Raw genomic sequence first — 19,077 nt, 5'->3', positions numbered from 1 at the left:
GCGCGGTCGTCCCTCGTCCTACGTGTCCGAGGCGGCGGCGCCGCCGCCCGGGCGCGCCCCGCAGGCCGGACGGAAATCGCAGTAGGCGCAGCGCCGGGCGTCCGGGCGCGGGGGAAAGCGCGTGGCCATGGACAGGTGGCGCAGCGCGAAGGCCAAAAGCGCCGGCGTCTGGCCGGTGATGGCTTCCTCGCGGGCGCTCTGGTCGCGGCGCGGGCCGAACAGGGGCTTTTCCCGGCCCGTTTCCTTGAGCTCCACAAAGGCGGCGTCGGCCGGGGTCTCGCCCTGGCCTGCCGCGTACAGCCAGCAGTAGAGCGGCAGTTGCAGGCTGCCCACGCGTCTGGCCACGGTCTCGAGCAGTTCCGGGTCGTCGTCCGGGGCGGTGAACCGGGACAACCGGCCCCACAGCGCCTCGTCGTCCCAGAGCGATTGTCCCAGGGCCGGCAGACCGCCGGTCTTGTAATCCAAAATCACGATGCCGTCCTCGCGGCGGTCCACCCGGTCGAGCCGGCCGCCGAGCAGAAAGCTGCGCCCGGCCGTCTCGATGCTGGCGGCAAGCTCGGTTTCCAGGGCCACAGGCATGGTGCGCGGCAAACCGGCGGCCATGGCGGCAAGGCGCGTGCGCCCGGCCCGCAGCAAAAGCAGCCGGCCGTCGGGGGGCAGGGCATCATAGGCGGGATCGGCGCGCAGGCGCGTTTCGAAAAGATCGGCCAAGGCGGCGGCGTCGATGTCCGCCGCGTCGATGTCGCACCCGAGATAGGGCGTGAAGAATTCCTTCAGCGTGTCGTGGACCACCTGCCCCACGGCCGCCCGGTCGCCTTCCTCGGCCACCTCGGCCAAAGGGGCCAGCGGCGTCAGGTAGCGGTAGAAAAAGCGCAAGGGACAGGTGAGGTAGGTGTCGAGAAAGGTGGCGGACAGGCGTTTTTCGGCCAGGTAGGCGCGCAGGCGTTCGGCCACGACCGGGGATTTGGGCATGGCCGCGTCGCCCTCCGGGATGGGGCACAGGGGGATCGAAACCAGGGACACCGGCGCTTCACCGGGCAGAAGCACCCGGCCGAGCCGTTTTTCCTCCTCCCACAAAAGCTGCTCCACGAACCGGCTGCGCACGGGCTTGTCCTCGAAAAGTCCGGCCCCGGAGGACCCGGTGCGGTAGAACACCGTGATCTCCTCGGCCCCGAAAAAAAGCCGGTAGATGTTGTAGGCGGCGACCAGATCGCGTTCGCGGCTGTCCGGGAGCTTCAAAAGCCGTCGCAGGGGATCGGGAAGCAGGGGCTCGTAGGGCGCGGCTCCGGGCAGCTTGTCCTCCACCGCGTCGAGGACGAACACCCGGCGAAAGGAGAGGAGGCGCGTTTCCAGCACGCCGAGCACCTGCAAGCCGGTGAGCGGTTCGGCCTCGAACGGGGCCCTCTCGTCGGCCAGGAGCCGTCGCAACAGGGCAAAAAGCGTTTCGCGGGGCAGGACCGCGTCGGCCAGCCGGCCGCCGGTCAGGGCCGGGACCACGTTCGTGGCTAGGCGAAAAAGGCACTCGGCGTCGATGAGAAACCGTTCCCAGGCGTCGCCGCTGCGCGCGGGGTCGAGCAGCAGTTCGCACAACCCGCCCACGGCGTTGCCGAGCGCCCGGGGCGTGTCCACGTCCTCGAAGGCGGTCAGGCACGTCTCCAGAACCTCCCGACACAGGGCCAGGGCTTCCTTTGGCGGCGGGGCCTCCTCGTCGCCGAATTCCAGGGCCAGCGGATCGACGAAGGCGCCGCCCTGGCGCAGGGCCGCTTCCAGGGCGTGAAACACGGCCCGAAGGGGTTCGTCGTCGCCTGTGTGCAGCATCTTGAGGTAGGGATGGCGGATAAGCGCCACAAGCTCGCGCCAGTGGTAGCGCCCGGTGTCCAGCCGCGTTTCCTGCAGGGTGAGGATGGTCTCCAGGAGCCTGGCCAGCGACGAGCGGGCCAGGGGATAGCCCATGGAAATATTGACGTCTTTTCGCGGCAGGATGTGGAGCACCGGGGAGAGCAGGCCGGTGTCCGGCAGCACGATGGCCGTGCTGTCCAGGGCGTCGGCCGCCTGTCCCTCGGCCAGACAGCCTTCCAGGGCCTTGAGCTGGGCGTGGAGGTCGTGGCCCTCGAAAAAGCGCAGCTTCTTGGAGGACAGGTTGGCCGTGCCCGCGCCGAGCACCAGGGTGGGGCGGTCGGGATCGTCCTTGCGGCGCGCACGGCGGGCCTTGCCGCCGGTGATGCAGCCGGCCCGGGCGTTTAGGGTCCCGAGCCAGCGTTTCTGCTCCAGGCAGGCGAAATGCACCCGCGCCCCGGGATTGGCCAGGGCCGGGTCGCCGTGCCAGAGCATCTCCAGGTTGCCCTGCCGCCACAGCGCCGTGAAAAGCGCCTTTTCCGCCCCGGACGCCACGGCGAAGCCGCAGGCGAAAACCCGCTTGCCGGCAAGGCGCGTCGCCGCCTCCTTGGCGTTTTCCCCGGCCAGGGCCAAAAGGAGCCCTGGCGTGGCCAGGCCCGCCTCGAGCATCTTTTCCCGGTACCGGGCGTAGATGGTGCCGAGGCGGGAAAGCAGCGCGGCGGCGGGGGGCACCACCTGCCCCTCCAGGTATTCCAGGTCCCGGCCGGGCACGTTGTGGCGGAAAAGTTCCTCCATCAGTTCGGCCAGCTCCAGGCCCCAGGGGAAAAAGCGGGCCATGTCCGTGGGAAACGCCCCGGGCTGGGCCTCGCCCGCGTTTTCCGCGGCGATTTCGCGCACGATGTCGTAAAGCAGCGCCACCCGGTCGAGGGTGTCGAGGGTCACCGGCGGCTCGGGCATAAACGACGCGCCGACCTCGGCCGCCCAGTCGCCGACGGCGGTGATTTCGGGCAAAAGCAGCGGTTTCGGCAGCTCGGCCATGGCGGCCAGCCGGTCGCACAAATGCCTGGTCGCCCGGCGCAGGGGAAAGATGGCCAGCGTGTCGCGGAAATCGCCGCCGGTTGCGGCCACCAGCCGCTCGGCCACGGCCCCGAAGAATTCCTCGGTCCAGGGAATGACGCCGACGGGTTTCACGAAGCGGCCTCCACGGGCCGGCAGACCCGCTTGTCGAGATAGACGAGCAGCCCCCTGGCCGGCAGTCCGGCCCGGCCGGGCAGGGCGCGAGCCAAACGCAGGTAGCGGGAGACCTGGGTCACGTGTTCGGGGTCTTCATGGCCGGTCTTGAAGTCGAGCACCAGGGTGTGTTCCGGTCCGGCGAAGAGCAGGTCCGGCCGGTGGCGCGCGCCGGCATCGTCCAGGAGTTCGCGCTCCAGGATGCCGTCGGCCAGGGCGTCCCGGCAGTCGGGCAGCTCGGCCAGCCACACCAGCATGTCCGTGAATTCCCCGGTCAGCCGGGCGCGAAGGCCCGCGTCCAGGCGCTGCCCACCGAGGGCCATGGCGGCGGCGCGTCTGGCGGCGGGCTGCGGATCGGCCGGGTCGTGCCCCAGGCGGGCGAAGGTTTCGGCGGCCAGGTGGGCCAGCTCGCCGCGCCGCTTTTCGGAAAAGCGCAGGCTGTCGCGGATATCGCGGGCCACGTTGCGGTAGACCTTGAGGCGCGGCAGCCAGGCCATGGGCGCGTCCACGGCGATGGCCTCCTTGTCGGCCGCGACGGCCTGTCCGTCCCCGGTCGTTTCCGTATCGGCCGGCGTTTCGGCTTCGAGGGCCGGGCAGGCGCGGGCGGCGGTCGGCGGCGCGTCGGGCAGGCTCCCCAGGCGGATGGGCTCGCCGGCGGCCGGATCCTGGCCGAAGGCGGCGAAAAGGATGGTCAGCGCCTTGGGCAGGGGATAGCGCGCCTCGTCGCGCAGCTTGCCGAAGCCGGGCACGAAGGCGTGCAGTTCCACCTGCGGCCGGGTCCAGGCCACGTAGAGGAGGTGCAGTTGCTCGGCCAGTTCGCGGGCCCGGCGCAGGGCATGGTCCGGGCCGAGGCCGGGCATGTCCGGGGCCAGCACCTCGCCTTCCTCCACGTGGCCGACCACCAGGTCCGCCTGGCCGGCCTTGCCCGTGAAGTGGTGAAACGGCACGACCACGGCCGGAAACTGGAGCCCCTTGGCCTTGTGGATGGTCATGACCCGCACGGCGTCGATGTTTTCCGGCTGGGGCACCTTCTCGTCCGAGCCGAGTTCGCGCCAGAAGTCGAGAAAGGCGGCGATGGAGCCGTAGCCCTTGTTCTCGGCCAGATGGGCGATTTCCAGGAAACGGCGGATGAAGGCCTCGTCGCCGGGGCGGCGCTCAAGCAGCCGGTAACCGGCCACGATCTCGCGCAACAGGTCATAGGGCGCGGCCAGTCCGGTCTGGCGCTGGTAGGGCCGGATCAGCCGGTCCCAGACGTCGGGCCAGCGGGCGCGAAAGGCCAGGGACAGCGAGCCCCGGTGGGGGAGTCCCGTCAGCCAGTCGGCCAGTTCGTCGCGGCCGATGCCGGCGATGTCGCCGAAAAGTTCGCGTCCGGAAACGAAGGCGAAAAAGGACAGGCTGTCCGGCGGAAAATCCAGAAAGGCCAGCATGGCGGCCAGCTGGCGAATCAGCGGATGCTCGGCCAGAAGCAGGCTGTTTTCGGTCACCACAGGGATGCCGGCCCGGATCAGCCAGTCCGCCACCCGGCCGGCCTGGGGATTGGACCGCGTCAGGACGGCCACGCCGCCCGGGCCGTGGCGGGGGATGAGTTCGTCCGTCAGCAGCCGGACGAGCGCCTTGCGGGCCTCGTCCTCGTATTCGCCGGCCGAGGCGCCGGCCAGGGCCGTTATGCGCACGTGCCCGTCCGGGCCATGGTAGTCGTCGGGCAGGCTCTGGCGGGCGTCGGTGAAGGCCCGGCCAAGCGCGGCCGCAAGCTTGGGCGCGGCGGAGGCGAGGTTCGGGCCGAGCAGGGCTGCGGCCACGCGGTCCGCCGTATCCGGATCGGCCAGGGGGGCGAAAAAGCGGTTGTTGGCGTCGACCACCACCGGGGCGCTACGCCAGTTGACGGGCAGCGTCTGGCGCGTGACGCCGTCGACCACCCCGGAAAGCTCGGGATCGGCCGGGGCCTCGTCGAAAAGGGCCGCCTCGCCGCCGCGCCAGCCGTAGATGGCCTGCTTGACGTCGCCGACGAGATAGAGGCTCCCTCCGCGCGCCAGGCATTCCAGGGCCAGAAGCCGCAGCACCTCCCACTGGTCGCGGGCCGTGTCCTGGAATTCGTCGATGAGGATGTGGGCCAGCCCCGCCCCCAGCCGGCACCAGGCGTCGGGCACGCCCATGTCGCCGCCGAGCCGGCCGGCCACCAGGCGCGACCACTGGGAGTGGGGGAGTTTGCGCATCTGGGTCAGGTAGGTGGGGTAGTCTTCGGCCAGGGCCCCGGCCAGGGCGACAAAGGGCGCCAGGCCCATGGCCGCGCGCAGCGCCGGCAGCTCGCGCTCGCAGGCGCCGTGGGCCTCCTTAAGCTCGGCGTAGAGGCGTTCGAGCTCGGGCGTGACCGCGTCGCGACTGGCCTTGAGCATGCAGTCGGTAAGCGTCGCCTTGCCGGCGTAGGCGGACTGGGGCGGGGCGTCGGCCTGGGCGGCTTCGCGGCATTTGCGCAGAAAGGCCAGGAAATTGGAATTGGCCTTGAGCGACGCCGCGTCCAGGGCGGCGAAGATGGCCCCGGCCGCGTTGGCCAGCCGGCCGATGCGCCGCTCGAGGCCCAGGCGCAGGGCCTCGGGTTCGGCCGGATGGGCCAGCGGCTCTGTCAAAAGCTTCTGGGTGACGGCCAGGATCCGCTCCCGAAAGGGGGCCATGGGCAAAAAGCCGGACGTCCCCTGGAGCAGGGCCGCCGCCGCGTCGCCGAAAAGCCGGCCCAGTCCAGGGTCCTCGGGCAACCGGGCGGCCAGGCGGTCGTAGACGTCGGACAGCAGTTCCGCATCGTTGAAGGCCGGCTCGAAATCCGGGCGCAACCCGAGGTCCAGGGCGAAGATGCGGGCCAAAAGGAACAGCAGGCTGTCGATGGTGCGGATATTGAGGCGCTCGGCGTGGACGAGCAGCTCTTCCAGCTCGTCGCGGGCCTTGCCCCGGGAGTCGGCGTCCGCGCCGCCGAGGCCCAGGGCGATCTTTTTTAAGCGCGTGAAGACCCGCTCGCGCATCTCGGCCGCGGCCTTGTTGGTGAAGGTCACGGCCAGGATCTCGGGCAGGGCGTAGCCGGCCTCGAGGCTGCCGGCGCAGCTGCGGGGCAGGTTTCGGGCCGTGCGCAGGGCAAGGGAGATGAAGCGCTCGGTTAAGGCGTGGGTCTTGCCGGAACCGGCCGAGGCCTTGACCTGGATCAGCATGGGCGAGGCTCCTTGGCGCGAGGCATGGCTGGCAGGCTACCCTCATGGCCGCTTCGGGGCAATCGTTTCGGCCCGGCGCGAAACAGGGGGTCGGGTGGCAGGCTTCTTGCTGCACAGGCATTGCCGATCGCTCCCGGCCCGGCCGGGCCGCCCGCTCGAAACCGGGTTGCCCCGCCGGAAATCCGGCGCAAGGCGTTGTGGGCAAAGGCCGGGAGCGGGCCGGGCCCCGGCGCGCTTCGGGAGAAACAGACGCGGGTGGCCTGTGCCACCGTTTAATAAAGTAAAACAACGCTGTGTTCCAGGTGCCGGGCGACGCGCGGGGCAAGGCGCGGCCCAGGGCGGAGGAACGGATGAAGTCCAAGGCGATCCCCCACATGATCCTGGCCGTGATTTTGGCCCTGGTGGCCGGCGTGCTGACCATCCGTTGGCTGGGGTCGGTACGCGGCCCGGGGCAGGGCCAGCGGACCAGGGTCGAGGCGAAAAAGGTCGACGTGCTGGTGGCGGCCGTGGCCATCCCCAAGGGAGCGCGCCTGGACGCGGCCATGCTACGGCTCAAGCCCTACGAGGTCGAAGCCGCTCCGGGCGGGGCGCTTCGTGGCGTCGCCGAGGCCGTGGGCCGGGTCGCGGCCCGGGATATCTCCAAGGACGACCCCATCACTCCGGACAAGCTGTTGGCCAAGGGCGCCACGAGCGGCGGCCTGGACGCGGCGGTCTCGCCCGGCAAGCGGGCGCTCACCGTCAAGGGCACCAAGGTCATGGGCTCGGGCGGGCTCATCACCCCGGGCAGCCGGGTGGACGTCGTGGTCACCTACGCCCGGCCGGGCAAGCTCGAGGAAAAGATTTCCAAGGTCATCCTGGAGAACATCCCGGTCCTGGCCACCGGCACCGAGCTCGAGCCCCGTATCGGCAAGGACGGCCGGGAAGAGCTGGCCAGCACGGATTCCTTCACGCTCATGGTCACGCCCGAGGAGGCCGAGCGGCTGGCCCTGGCGGCCGATCTCGGCAGCATGCACATGGCGCTGCGCAAGCCCGGCGACGACGACGTGGTCACGACCCCGGGCGCGGACGTGGCCGGAAGCCTGGAAGCCTTTGCCGCCGCGCCGGCCGGCCCCCCGACCTCGCCCCTGGAAGGCGCTCCCGCCGAAGGCGAGCCCGAGGAGGGCGGCTACAGCGTGGAAATCATCCGGGGCACCGAGCGCGAGCGCATCACCCTCGACGGCGTAAACCAGGCGAAGCCTGAGGAGAAAAGCCATGCGCGGCCGTAAGTTCACGAAACCGGGCGCCCGGTTGCTCATCTGGCTGCTTGTGTGCGGCCTGGCCACGATGTCCTACGCCGCGCCGGGTCGGATCGGGGCCGTGGCCGTGCGCACCGCGCCCAAGCTGTCGCTGACCATCGGCAAGTCCGTCATCCTGCAAAGCGACGCGGACGTGTCGCGGGTGTCCGTGGCCCAGCCCGAGATCGCCGATTTCGTGCTGCTTTCCCCACGGCAGATTTACGTTACCGGCCGGGCTCCGGGGATCACCAACCTGACCCTTTGGGACAAGGGCGACAAGGTCCGCGCCGTCTACGACCTGGACGTCGCCCCGGACATTTCCCGGCTCAAAAAGATGCTCCACGACGTGATGCCCGGGGAAACCGGCATCGAGGTCATGGCCAGCCAGGATTCCATCGCGCTTTCCGGCACCGTGCGCGACAGCGGCAACATGAAAAAGGCCCTGACCCTGGCCGAGGTCTACGCGCCCAAAAAAGTCCTCAACCTGCTTTCCGTCGGCGGCGTGCAGCAGGTCATGCTCGAGGTGCGCGTGGCCGAGATGTCCAAGTCCCTGGTCAACCGCATGGGCATCAACCTGAGCGCCGTCGGCGACGGCAACTTCGCCTATACCCTCGTCGGCAGCCTTTCGTCCGTGGCCTCGGGCATGTTCGACACCTACTACCCCCAAAACGCGTACCAATACATCACCATGACGGCCAAATCCGCGGACAGCTCGGCAAGCTTCGATTCGTCGCCCATTCAGCTGGCCTACCGGGAGTTCAACCAGCCCTCCAGCAAGGCGACCATGAGCATGAACCAGGGCACGGCCGTGGCCCGCTGGAACACCAACTTCGGCGGCGCCGGCAACACGGCCATGACCGCCGTCGTCGACATGCTCAAGCAAAACGGACTGGTCAAGATCCTGGCCGAGCCGAATCTGGTCTGCTTAAACGGCCAGACCGCAGATTTCCTGGCCGGCGGCCAGATTCCCGTGCCCGTATCCTCGGGGCTCGGCACCACCACCATCGAATGGAAGAAGTTCGGCGTGCAGCTCAATTTTACGCCGACCATCGTGGCCGGGGACCGCATCAACCTCAAGGTCAACCCCGAGGTCTCCAATCTCGACTACACCCGCGCCATCACCCTGCTCGGGTCCACCATCCCGGCCATCAACACCCGGCAGACCTCGACCACCATCGAACTGAAAAACGGCCAGACCTTCGCCATCGCCGGCATGCTCAACGAGCAGTCCCGCAATTCCATGGACAAGTATCCGGTGCTCGGCGACATTCCGGTGCTCGGCGCGCTTTTCAAAAGCTCCCAGTACCAGAAGGACCAGAGCGAGCTCGTGATCCTCATCACCGCCCACTTGGTCAAGCCGCTGGATAAGAAAGCCATTTCCCTGCCCACGGATTCGGCCCACGAGCCCGACGACCTGGAATTTTTCCTGGGCATCAACCGGGATGCCAAATCCGACGCCGGCGCGGCGCAGGCCCGGACGCTGGCCACGCCGGGCACCCTGGACGGCGATTTCGGGCACGCCGTGCCCGTGGCCGCCGTGGCCAGGCCCAGGGAAATACAGTAACAACGGCGGTTCCCCGCCGCATCCGGATTCATCCGGCAGGAGGCTCCCATGTACCGCATGACGGCAATGCTGGCGTTTCTCGCCCTTTTCGGCCTCCTGGCCGGCTGCCAGGCGGACAAGACCCAGAACTGGGACTACGGCAAGTCGTTCCATGCCGTGTTCGACAACCAGAAAATCGACCCCACGGCCGGCGACGATACGCCCGTGGTCGGCATGGACGGGGAAAAGGCGGCCATGGCTTACGACCGTTACCAGCAGGCCAAGCCGACGGAAAAAGAGACCGCCTCCAATCCGATCCTCAACATCGCCAAGGGGCAGTAGGGCTGCAGCAAGTCCTGCGAGGACACGAGCATGCGCGACAAACTCACGGTGTTCCTGGACATGGCCGCCTCGCCCGCGCGAAGGGCTTTCGAGGAGTGCCTGTCCGAGGACGGCGATTTCGAGGTGATCGGCGACGGCGAGGAGTTCGCCGAACTGCTCGTGTGCGAGCTCGACCCGGACGGTGGCGAGGAAGCCCTGGAGGTACTGGCCGAGACCGTGGCCCGGCGGGGCGAACGCGAGGTGTTCCTGACGGCCCAAACCTACGACGCCGAAATCCTCATGCGGCTCATGCGCCAGGGCGTGCGCGAATTTTTTCCCCAGCCCGTCAGCCACGAGGAAGTCCGCATGGCGCTGTGGCGGCTCAAAACCCGCCTGGAAAGCCGGCTTGGCCCCATGAGCGGCAAGCACGGCAGCATCATCGACGTCTTCGGGGCCAAGGGGGGCGTGGGCACCACCACCGCCGCGGTCAATATCGCCGCCGCCTGCCTGACGCTGCGGCCCGGGGCCTCGGTGGCCCTCGTGGACATGAACCTGCCCTTCGGCGAGGCCCAGCTGTTTCTGGACATCACCCCCAAATACCATTGGGGAGAAGTGCTCGGCAACATCAGCCGGCTCGACGCCACCTACCTCATGAGCGTCATGTCGCGCCATCCCTCGGGGCTCTACCTCCTGGCCCCGCCAAGCCGGCTCGACGACCTCCAGATGGCCACGCCCGAGAACATCTCCAAGCTCCTGGAGCTCATGCGCCAGATCTTCGATACCGTGGTCATCGATCTCGGCATGTACCTCGACGAAATCACCCTCAAGGTCATGGACATTTCCGACGCCATCGTGCTTGTGTGCGTCCAGAACCTGCCCTGCCTGGCCAACGTGCGCCGCTTCCTGGACAATATCCGGCAGGCCGAGGCCGGGCTCGATGAGAAACTTAAGATCGTGGTCAACCGCCACCTGCGCGACAGCGACCTGGTGGTGGAGGACATGGAAAAGGCGCTTTCCCTGCCGGTTTTCTGGCAGGTGCCAAACGATTACCCGACCACGCTCGCGGCCATAAACCAGGGCAAGACGCTGCTCGAAACCGCGCCCAAGGCCCCAGTCACCCGGTCCCTGGCCGACCTGGCCCGGGCCCTGGCCCCCCCGGTCCCGGAACCGGAACGCAAAAAGGGCCTCTTTGGCCTCAAACGCCTTACCGGCCGCAAGTAGCAAGTAAGATCCGGGAGGGGCGTCGCCCCTCCCTCCCGGGGGGATTTCCCCCGGCTCCCTTTGACGGGGTTGTTGTTGGGATGTCGCGGATACGGTAGAGATAAACGGCATCGGCTGTAATGGTGGTCGTTATTAACCCCCTATATGGGGGGACCGGGGGGCCCTCGGCCCCCCGGTGGGGAAGTCCAGAAGGGGCAACGCCCCTTCTGGCGGTGGGGTCCAGGGGAGGCGGAGCCTCCCCTGGCCGCCGGAGGCAGGCACGCCACGTGAGTATGGAACGCGGAAGAACGCCGCTTATGCGGCAGGGGCAGCGGCCCGGGATGTCCGCCGCGACGGAGCGCAAGGAGCCGGGCGTTGCCGTTGACGAGTATTACGAGATCAAGACCCGCATCCATGACCGGCTGATCGACCTGATCGATTTGTCGCTGCTCGACACGCTGGATGCCGTGGCCATCAGCGGGGAGATCGGCAAGCTGGTCGAGCGGCTGTTGCGCGACGAGTTTTCCCAGACGCCGCTCAATCAGGTCGAGCGCGAGCGGATGATAAACGAGGTCAAGGACGAGATGCTCGGCCTTGGCCCCTTGGAGCCCTTTCTCAAGGACCCGAGCGTCAACGACATCCTGGTCAACTCCTACCGCCAGATCTACGTGGAGCGCTCCGGCAAGCTGGTGCTCACCGAATCGCGCTTCAAGGACAACGACCACTTAAAGAAGATCATCGACCGCATCGTGTCCCGGGTGGGCCGTCGCGTGGACGAATCCTCGCCCATGGTGGACGCGCGCCTGCCCGACGGCTCGCGCGTCAACGCCATCATTCCGCCGCTGGCCATCGACGGTCCGGCGCTTTCCATCCGCAAGTTCGCCAAGGAAAAGCTGACCATCGAGGACCTGATACGGTTTCGGGCCATGACCCGCGACATCGCCGAGGTGTTGCAGGGCATTGTCCTGGCCCGGCTCAACATCCTCATTTCCGGCGGCACGGGCACGGGCAAGACGACCATGCTCAACTGCCTGTCCGGGTTCATTCCCCATGACGAGCGCATCGTGACCGTGGAGGACGCGGCCGAGTTGCAGCTCAAGCAGGACCATGTGGTGCGTCTGGAATCGCGTCCGCCCAATATCGAGGGGCGCGGCGAGGTGACCCAGCGCGATCTGGTGCGCAACTGTCTGCGCATGCGCCCGGACCGCATCATCGTCGGCGAGGTGCGCGGGGCCGAGGCCCTCGACATGCTGCAGGCCATGAATACCGGCCACGACGGGTCGCTGGCCACGCTGCACGCCAACACCCCGCGCGACGCCCTCATGCGTCTGGAGACGCTGGTGGCCATGGCCGGGCTGACCATTTCGGCGCTCTCGCTCAAGCGCTACATCGCCTCGGCCGTGGACGTGATCATCCAGATTTCGCGTTTTTCCGACGGCAGCAGAAAGCTTGTCAGCTTTCAGGAGCTGACCGGCATGGAAGGCGAGGTCATCACCATGCAGGAGATTTTTGCCTTCGAGCAGCGCGGGGTCACGGCCGACGGCAAGGTCAAGGGCGCTTTTTTGGCCCGGGGCATCCGGCCGAAGTTCGCGGCCAAGTTCGAGTCCAAGGGTATCCGGATGGCAAACGGCGTGTTCGACCCGCGAAACATTGTCGAGAGCTGATTCGCCAGGGGAGCGTATGCCGCCGCAACGCGCCCCGCGCACCGGAAGGGAGGGCCGCTTATGACCGAGGGACCGCCGAGCATTTTGTCGCTGGCCTGGCTGTTGTCGCTGGTCTACGTGTTCGTGGCCGCGGTCTTCGTGGTGCGCCGGCTGACGGACAAGAGCGGCAAGGAGCTGGCCCGGCGCATCCGGGCGGCGACGCGCGGCTCTGACGCGGCGGCGGATGTGGCCGGCGATCTGGTCAAGCGCCACGAGATGAGCGGGCTGCGCTGGCTGGACGTCTTCCTGTCGCGCCAGGCCTGGAGCCGGCGCATGGACAAGATGCTGGCCCAGGCGGACATCGAGGCGCCGCTTGGCATCTTCGTCCTGCTGTCGCTGGTCCTTGCGACAACGGGCTATGCGGCGGCGTCGCTCTACGCGCAAAACACGTTTGTGTGCCTGGCCGTCGGCATCGGGCTGGGGCTTATGCCCTTCAAGTGGATCGCCATGCGCAAGGCCCGGCGCATGCAGGAATTCGAGCGCCAGTTGCCCGAGGCCCTGGAGCTCGTGGGCCGGGCGCTTCGGGCCGGGCACACGTTCACCAGCGGCATGGGCATGGTGGTCAGCGAATTCGCCGAGCCCATCCGGGGCGAGTTCCAGACGACCATGGAGGAGATCAACTTCGGCATGGGCGTGGCCGTGGCCCTGGACAACCTCATGGACCGGGTGGACTGCCCGGACCTCAACTTCTTTGTGATCTCGGTCAAGATCCAGAACGAAACCGGCGGCAACCTGGCCGAGATCGTCGGCAACATCGCCTGGCTCATCCGCGAGCGGCTCAAGCTCAAGGGGCGCATCCGGGTGCTTTCGGCCGAGGGGCGCATGGCGGCCTGGGTCCTGTGCCTGCTGCCGTTTTTCGTGTGCGGCGCGGTGCAGATGCTCAATCCCGGCTACCTGAACCTGCTTTTCACCGAGCCTTTGGGCCGCATCCTGATCTATCTCGTCATGGGGCTTATGACCATGGGCATCCTGGTCATCCGCAAGATGGTCCGCATCGAGGTCTGAGGCCGTTATGCAACTTGTGCTTATCTCCCTGCTCGTTTCCGCCAGCGTCGGCTTTTTCGTGTACGCCGTCATGGTCCTGCGCGACGAGCGCGAGCAGCGCCGGGAGATCGCCGAGCGGGCCATGGCCATGCTGCGTCCGGTCGAGCCGGGGGGCGGTCGCCGGCCGGGGGTCTTCGGCTGGCTGGTCGGGCTGGCCCGGGGCATGGCCTCCCGCTTTGGCGAGGCGGTCAAGCCCAAGGAGGCCAAGGAGCTTTCCAAGACGCGCACGACCCTGATCCACGCCGGGTTCCGCCAGCCCGGGGCCGTGGAAATCTACTGGGGCATCAAGGTCGGCGCGGCCATGGTCGGGCTTCTCGTGGGTGTGCTTCTGGCCATGTCGGGCCGGGTTCCGGCCCAGTACAAGATGCTCGCGGCCCTGGCCTGCGTGGCCGGGGGATTCTACCTGCCGGGGATCGTGCTCGATTCGCGGGTGAAAAAGCGCCAGAAGGCCATCCAGCACGGCCTGCCCGACGCCCTGGACCTGCTCGTGGTCTGCGTCGAGGCGGGCATGGGCCTTGACGCCGCCATGTACCGGGTATGCCTGGAGCTGGCCCCCAAGGAGCCGATTTTGAGTTCCGAGTTGCGGCTTTTGACCCTGGAGCTGCGGGCCGGCAAATCGCGGCGGGAGGCGCTGCGAAACCTGTCGTCCCGGGTGGGGCTCGAGGACATGGGCAGCCTTGTGGCCATGCTCATCCAGACCGACATGTTCGGCACCTCCATTGCCCAGACCCTGCGGGTCTACGCCGATTCCATGCGCACCAAGCGGTTCCAGCTGGCCGAGGAAATGGCCGCCAAGCTGCCGGTCAAGCTGCTTTTCCCCCTCATCCTTTTTATCTTCCCCACGCTATTGATCGTGATCCTGGGACCGGCGGCCATCAGCCTCATGCGGATGTTCGGCAACATCAATCGTTAGGAGGCGATGGACATGGCCGGCGCGGACGACGTCATGCGCTCCGTCGGGGAGCTGCAGGGAAAAGGGCAGGGCATTGCCGACGCCCTGTCCGGCAACGCGCATCAGGCTGTGGACGCGGCGCGGGGACTTTCGGGTTTCTTCCACAACCTCGACAACCTGCTGGCCCTGGTCGTGTGCTTGGCGGCCGTTGTCGGCCTCTACCGGCTGCTGCGCGCCGAAAACATCATCCCGGCCCCGCGCCTGGGCGCCGGATTCGCCGGCAGCTTCCTGGCCCGCCGCCTGGCCCTGCGGATCATGCTGTTCGCGGTGGTGGCCCTCGTCGGGCTGGCGTTGGCTTCGGGACGCCTGGCGGCCCTTGTCGCGGCGTTTTCACGTCTGTTCTGATGCTCCAATGCGAACGGCCGCCAGGGGGGAAACTTTTTGAAAAAAGTTTCCCCCCTGGACCCCCTTTCAAAAACTTTCAAAGGGGGCAGGGGCGTTTCACTCGGTGCTGCCTGAAAATACACGTTATTTTTCGGAAATGATGCAATATTTGTGAGAAGGGCAAAAGGCGATGGGCTCAGGGCGCCGTCACAGGCGGAGATTGCTCAAGGGTATGAGATGGGTTGACAGGGCCGGGGACGGGTGTGGCGGACACGAAGGCGTATTCTTCAAATATGCGCCGCGCGTGGCGGCCGCACCCGCTCCCGGGCCGGCCAACCAGCGGTTGGGCAGGATTCCTTTGGGACGTCCCCGGCGTCATTCCTTGTACGGCGCATACTGCTCGAGAATCTTGTCGGCCACGGCCTTGCGCAGGGCGGCCACCTCGGCGTCGGCGGCATAGTCTTCGCCGGCGGCCAGGGCGGCTGCGGCATCCTCGAAGCCGGTGTCCCTGGCGATGGCGTCGAACTTGGCGTCGAAAGCCTCGGGCGTATCCCGCGACAAGGGCACGTAGTCGCTGGAACTGACCAGGGTCAGGTAGGCATTGTAGAAGTTGACCACGCTGGCCTTGGTCGTGGCGGCCGGGGCCAGCCCGGTCAGGGTCAGGACGATGGCCGCCGCCAGGGCGATGGAGATTTTTTTCATGGGGTGTTTCCTCCGGTGCGGGGCTTTTACTTGGCAACCAGCGTGGTGCTCGTGTTGGGCTCGGGGCTTTTGCGGGCCGAGGCCGAAAGGGTCAGCCCGTCGAAAAAGGGCTGCATGGGCGCGGAGAGCGCGCTGTAGGTGTAGGTGATCGTAATGAGAAACGGCGTGCAGGCGCTCGAGTTGCACGTCGGCCTGATGGTCGGGCTCATGGTCAGCGCCGGCGGGGCCGACGGATCGTGGGTGTCGGTGTTTTGCTGCACCAGGGGCGCATAGTCGGCCAGATGGCTGGTGAAAAGGTTCTGGGCATCGGACTGGTTGGTGATGTCGGGGTTTTGGGAGATGGTGTGGGCCACGGTGGTGACCGCGCTTTCCAGGGTGAACTGGATGCGCAGGATGTTGGCGATTTCGATGATGCCAAGGAGCATGAGAACCAGCACGGGCAGCACCATGGCGAATTCCACGGCGGTCGCGCCCGATTCCCGCCGCGTCGTGCGGCGGGAGGGGGACTGGTTGCGGGGAGGCGGCGTGAACATGGTCGTGCTCCTGCGTTGCGCTATGGCGTGCCGGTGGTGGCTTCCTTCTTGCTCATGAGGCGCTGGCCGAGCTGCTGGCCGATCTTCTTGAACATGTCCTTGATGTCGGAACTGTCCGGCGCGTCGTAATAATGGTCGTCGGTGCCGGACTTGGACGAGGCGATCTGCTTCATGAGGCTTATGTCCGTGGCGTCGGAATCGCCGAAGCGGATGGCGAAGATCTCCACCGGATAGTCGGCGTCGTTTTTGGCGTCGTCGGCTTCGTCGAGGACGAACTGGTTGAGTTTGCCGCCGTCGACGCAGTCGGGAATCTGGGCCAGGGTTTCGGTGGCCGTGGACAGGGTGGAATAGGGCGAGCCCGATGTGTTGGGCTTGAGTCCCTGGCCGAAGTAGGCGTTGGTCCAGTAGGAGTTGATGGTCCGGGAGGCCGAGGCGTAGCGGCCGCCGCAACGTCCGTCCTCGGTGTCGCCGTCGGTGAGCACGATCATGATCTTGCGCACCTTCTTGTCCGTGTTGCCTTCGGTGTAGGGCGCCTCGGGCGAGAGCACGCGATGGCCCCACTTGATGCCCTCGGAGATGAGCGTGCCCGAGGTCACGGCCCCGGCGTTGATGGCGTCGATATTGTCGAGAATGGCATCCTTGTCCGAGGACAGGGCCCGGATGGGAGACATGCCGGAGCAGGTCTTGTCGTAATAGGTGCTCACGCCGCTGATGGTGTAGCCGTAGAAAATGGAGTTGCGGCTTCTGGTGTCGCTGTATTCGGTCTTGAGCTTGCCGTCGTTTAAGGTGTCGTCGGCATTGCGGCAGCCGGCCCCCACGCCGTCGGGGTCCCGCTCGGCTGTGACCGGGTCGTTGCCGTCGATGCGGACTTTGCCCTGGAAGGGGACCAGCCCGATCTTGGAGCGGGTGTTGGCCCCGGAATCGGGCATGATGAGGTCGACCAGGTTCGCCGCCGCCTCCTTGACGTTGGCGATGGGCGTGCCCCGCATGCTGCCCGTGGCGTCGAGCACCATGACCAGCTCGATGTCGTTGTAACCGGCGCAGGCATCGGCCGTGACCGTGGTGGCGTCGAGGCCCACCACCTTGGACAGCGTCATGTCCACGTTGGCTTCGGCCGTGACGCACACGCTGCGGGTGGCCCCGCCCGAGGCGATTTCGGTGGCCGTGGCCTCGGGGTCGTTGGCGGCCAGGTTGCTCGTGACCGCCTGCGAAACCTTGCCGTTGTCCACGTCCGGGTCGTCGGGAAGCTGGAGGCTGCCGGCCAGCGCGGCCGCGTCCACGGCGTTTTGCAGCTTGTTGTGGGCCACGTAGACGCGGCCGAGGTCCACGGCCACGCCCGCGGCGGCCATGAGCCCGACCAGAGCCGCCGCCATGACCACGCTCGACGCCCCACGGGCGTCGCCCCGGTTAGTTTGCCGCCGGCAAAGCCATGGTCGTCTTGGCCGAAATCGTGAGCGTATCCGATCCAAGCAAATTGAAAGGATTGGGATTCCCCGAGTCGTCGTATTGCGGCATGAACGAGGGGCTGTAGTCATGGTCCACCTGCACGGTTACGTTGTTGTCGGCGTCGCGGGGGGAGATGGTCACGGTCGGGTCGGCGCCGTCGAACAGGGGCTTCCCGGAGGCATCCGTGAGCACCGTATGCTTGATGTAATTCTCGACTCCGTCCGTATCGCCGTTTTGCCGCGCCAGCATGCGCGCTCCTTCCATGGCCGCGTTTTGCAGCTGGGAATATTCGGTCAGGGCCCGGCTCGCCTCCACGAGGATGAGGAGCAGGGGGACGAGCAGCACCATGGCGATGGCCATTTCCACGGCCGCCAGGCCGCGCTGGTCCCTGTGAAGTCGTTTCATGGCATGCATCTCGCTTGTCGTTTCTCTGGGATGTGCAATTCCCCCTAGGGGCATTCCCCTAGGCGTCTGAAAGATTCATGCCAGGGCGGGGGAAGGGAGTCGGAGACGGCCGGCTTGCGCAACATGGCCGCTTGACAAATTTTTTTTGCTCGAACCGGAAAAGGCCAGTGGCAGCGTCGGATGGAATCTATGAATCGTGGAGTATATCGCGGCCGAACCATTTTTCGTGGAGGTGCTCTTCCAGCAAAGGACGGCGGGGGATGCCGTCGCCCGGCGGCCGTGTTTACCCACCCGGCGGCCTTTGCTATGCTGGGCCAAGGACAAGGGGAGGGCGCGTGGTGAAGGAGAAGGTACGGGCGGTGCTGGCGGCCGCGCTTGTGGCTCTTTGTCTGGCCGGGATGGCCGGACTCGTCGGTTGTGCCGGTTCCAAGGGAAAATCCGGGCCGGACGCCCTGGCCGGCAAGCCAGGGGCCGAGGCCCTGGCCTCCGGCGACGCCGCGCTTGCCCACGGCGACCCCAAGGACGCCGGCCGGCTCTATCTGGCGGCGCTTAAGGCCGGAGCCGCGCCGGCCGTGGTCCACACCCGCATGGGCGACCTGTACCTGCGCGTGGGCAATTACCCCAAGGCCGCCATGGCCTACCGGGCGGCGCTTGCGGCCGACCCGAAATACGCCCCGGCCCTGCAGGGACTCGGCTTCGCCCTCTACCTCGGCGGGGCCAAGGACGAGGCGGCCAAGACCCTGGCCCAGGCCTTGGAGCTTTCGCCGTCCCTGTCCCGCGCGGCGGCCCTGCTCGGGGCCATCGAGGCCCGGGAAGGCCGGCCCGAGGCGGCGCTTGCCGTGTACGACAAATCCCTGGCCGTCGCCTTCGACCCGGATGTGGAGAACAACCGGGGCCTCGCGCTGATGCTCATGGGCCGCACCGAGGATGCCGTGGCCGCGTTTTCCAAGGCCGGGGGGGTGAAGAAATCTCCCAAGATCGCCAACAATCTGGGGCTGGCCCTGTGCAAGCTCGGCCGCTACGACGACGCCTACGCGGCGTTTGCCGGCGTCGCCGGCGAGGCCACGGCGCTCAACAACGTCGGCGTGTGCTACATGGAGGCCGGCAACAAGGCCAAGGCCCAGGAATATTTCGAACGGGCCATTGCCGCCAATCCGAAATTCTATCCCGTGGCCCACGACAACCTGACCCGCCTGTCCACGGCCGAGGAAGTGGCCCTGCCATCCTCCGCCCCGGCCCAGCCGGCCGCCGGACAGCCTGTGGCCGTGCCGGCCCAGGCCAGGCCCGCGGCCTCTTCCCCCGCCGCGCCGTCCGCGTCGGGCCGGGCCGCGGCGGCCGAACGCCTGGACAGGCTGGAGATGCCCTAGGCC

General features: G+C 67.4%; 15 protein-coding genes. 9 read left to right on the top strand and 6 right to left on the bottom strand.

The window, feature by feature from the left end; all coding sequences use genetic code 11:
• Window positions 1-18 precede the first annotated feature (18 nt).
• Together K9F62_01195 and K9F62_01190 are read right to left on the bottom strand one after the other, a co-directional pair.
• Window positions 19-3,027 (bottom strand): PD-(D/E)XK nuclease family protein, encoded by a 3,009-nt coding sequence (locus K9F62_01195; GenBank protein ID UJX41343.1) that lies wholly within the window; start codon window positions 3,025-3,027, stop codon window positions 19-21.
• Window positions 3,024-6,260 (bottom strand): UvrD-helicase domain-containing protein, encoded by a 3,237-nt coding sequence (locus tag K9F62_01190; protein UJX41342.1) that lies wholly within the window; start codon window positions 6,258-6,260, stop codon window positions 3,024-3,026. The genes K9F62_01195 and K9F62_01190 overlap by 4 nt, the downstream gene beginning before the upstream one ends.
• Window positions 6,261-6,610: 350 nt before the next feature.
• On the opposite strand from K9F62_01190, the gene cpaB reads away from it, so the two are divergent.
• The 8 genes from cpaB (at window position 6,611) to K9F62_01150 (ending at window position 14,642) form a co-directional block, all read left to right on the top strand.
• Complete coding sequence (cpaB, locus tag K9F62_01185; GenBank protein UJX41341.1) at window positions 6,611-7,525, top strand: Flp pilus assembly protein CpaB; 915 nt, start codon at window positions 6,611-6,613, stop codon at window positions 7,523-7,525.
• The gene (locus K9F62_01180) at window positions 7,512-9,098 is read left to right on the top strand and encodes a type II and III secretion system protein family protein (protein ID UJX41340.1); all 1,587 of its coding nucleotides are present in this window, start codon (window positions 7,512-7,514) and stop codon (window positions 9,096-9,098) included. The genes cpaB and K9F62_01180 overlap by 14 nt, the downstream gene beginning before the upstream one ends.
• Before the next feature lie 48 nt (window positions 9,099-9,146).
• On the top strand, window positions 9,147-9,419 hold the full coding sequence (locus K9F62_01175) for a hypothetical protein (protein UJX41339.1): 273 nt from the start codon (window positions 9,147-9,149) through the stop codon (window positions 9,417-9,419).
• Window positions 9,420-9,449: 30 nt separating this feature from the next.
• Window positions 9,450-10,619 carry an AAA family ATPase gene (locus K9F62_01170; protein UJX41338.1) on the top strand — a complete coding sequence of 390 codons (1,170 nt, stop codon included), beginning with the start codon at window positions 9,450-9,452 and terminating at the stop codon, window positions 10,617-10,619.
• A 272-nt stretch (window positions 10,620-10,891) separates the two neighbouring features.
• Window positions 10,892-12,262, top strand: a complete 1,371-nt coding sequence (locus tag K9F62_01165) for a CpaF family protein (GenBank protein UJX41337.1) — start codon at window positions 10,892-10,894, stop codon at window positions 12,260-12,262.
• Window positions 12,263-12,322: 60 nt separating this feature from the next.
• Entirely contained in the window at window positions 12,323-13,306 is a 984-nt protein-coding gene (locus K9F62_01160) for a type II secretion system F family protein (GenBank protein ID UJX41336.1), read from the top strand.
• 7 nt (window positions 13,307-13,313) lie between these two features.
• Window positions 13,314-14,258, top strand: coding sequence for a type II secretion system F family protein (locus tag K9F62_01155; GenBank protein ID UJX41335.1), 945 nt, complete (start codon window positions 13,314-13,316; stop codon window positions 14,256-14,258).
• Between the two features lie 12 nt (window positions 14,259-14,270).
• Window positions 14,271-14,642, top strand: a complete 372-nt coding sequence (locus tag K9F62_01150; protein UJX41334.1) for a hypothetical protein — start codon at window positions 14,271-14,273, stop codon at window positions 14,640-14,642.
• Window positions 14,643-14,996: 354 nt separating this feature from the next.
• On the opposite strand, the gene K9F62_01145 is transcribed toward K9F62_01150, so the two are convergent.
• The 4 genes from K9F62_01145 to K9F62_01130 are packed head-to-tail and all read right to left on the bottom strand — an operon-like array spanning window position 14,997 to window position 17,707.
• A complete protein-coding gene (locus tag K9F62_01145) occupies window positions 14,997-15,323 on the bottom strand; it encodes a hypothetical protein (GenBank protein ID UJX41333.1) in 327 nt (108 codons plus the stop codon).
• Between the two features lie 26 nt (window positions 15,324-15,349).
• Entirely contained in the window at window positions 15,350-15,856 is a 507-nt protein-coding gene (locus K9F62_01140; GenBank protein UJX41332.1) for a pilus assembly protein, read from the bottom strand.
• A gap of 20 nt (window positions 15,857-15,876) precedes the next feature.
• Window positions 15,877-17,235 (bottom strand): VWA domain-containing protein, encoded by a 1,359-nt coding sequence (locus K9F62_01135; protein ID UJX41331.1) that lies wholly within the window; start codon window positions 17,233-17,235, stop codon window positions 15,877-15,879.
• Between the two features lie 28 nt (window positions 17,236-17,263).
• Window positions 17,264-17,707: a pilus assembly protein gene (locus K9F62_01130; protein UJX41330.1), complete on the bottom strand. Its 444-nt coding sequence runs from the start codon at window positions 17,705-17,707 to the stop codon at window positions 17,264-17,266.
• 338 nt (window positions 17,708-18,045) lie between these two features.
• On the opposite strand from K9F62_01130, the gene K9F62_01125 reads away from it, so the two are divergent.
• A complete protein-coding gene (locus tag K9F62_01125) occupies window positions 18,046-19,074 on the top strand; it encodes a tetratricopeptide repeat protein (protein UJX43095.1) in 1,029 nt (342 codons plus the stop codon).
• Window positions 19,075-19,077 lie beyond the last annotated feature (3 nt).

It is taken from the genome of Desulfovibrio sp. JY (assembly GCA_021730285.1).
In the GTDB taxonomy this organism is placed as follows: Bacteria; Desulfobacterota; Desulfovibrionia; order Desulfovibrionales; family Desulfovibrionaceae; genus Solidesulfovibrio.
This window is presented reverse-complemented; position numbering and strand designations above follow the sequence as displayed.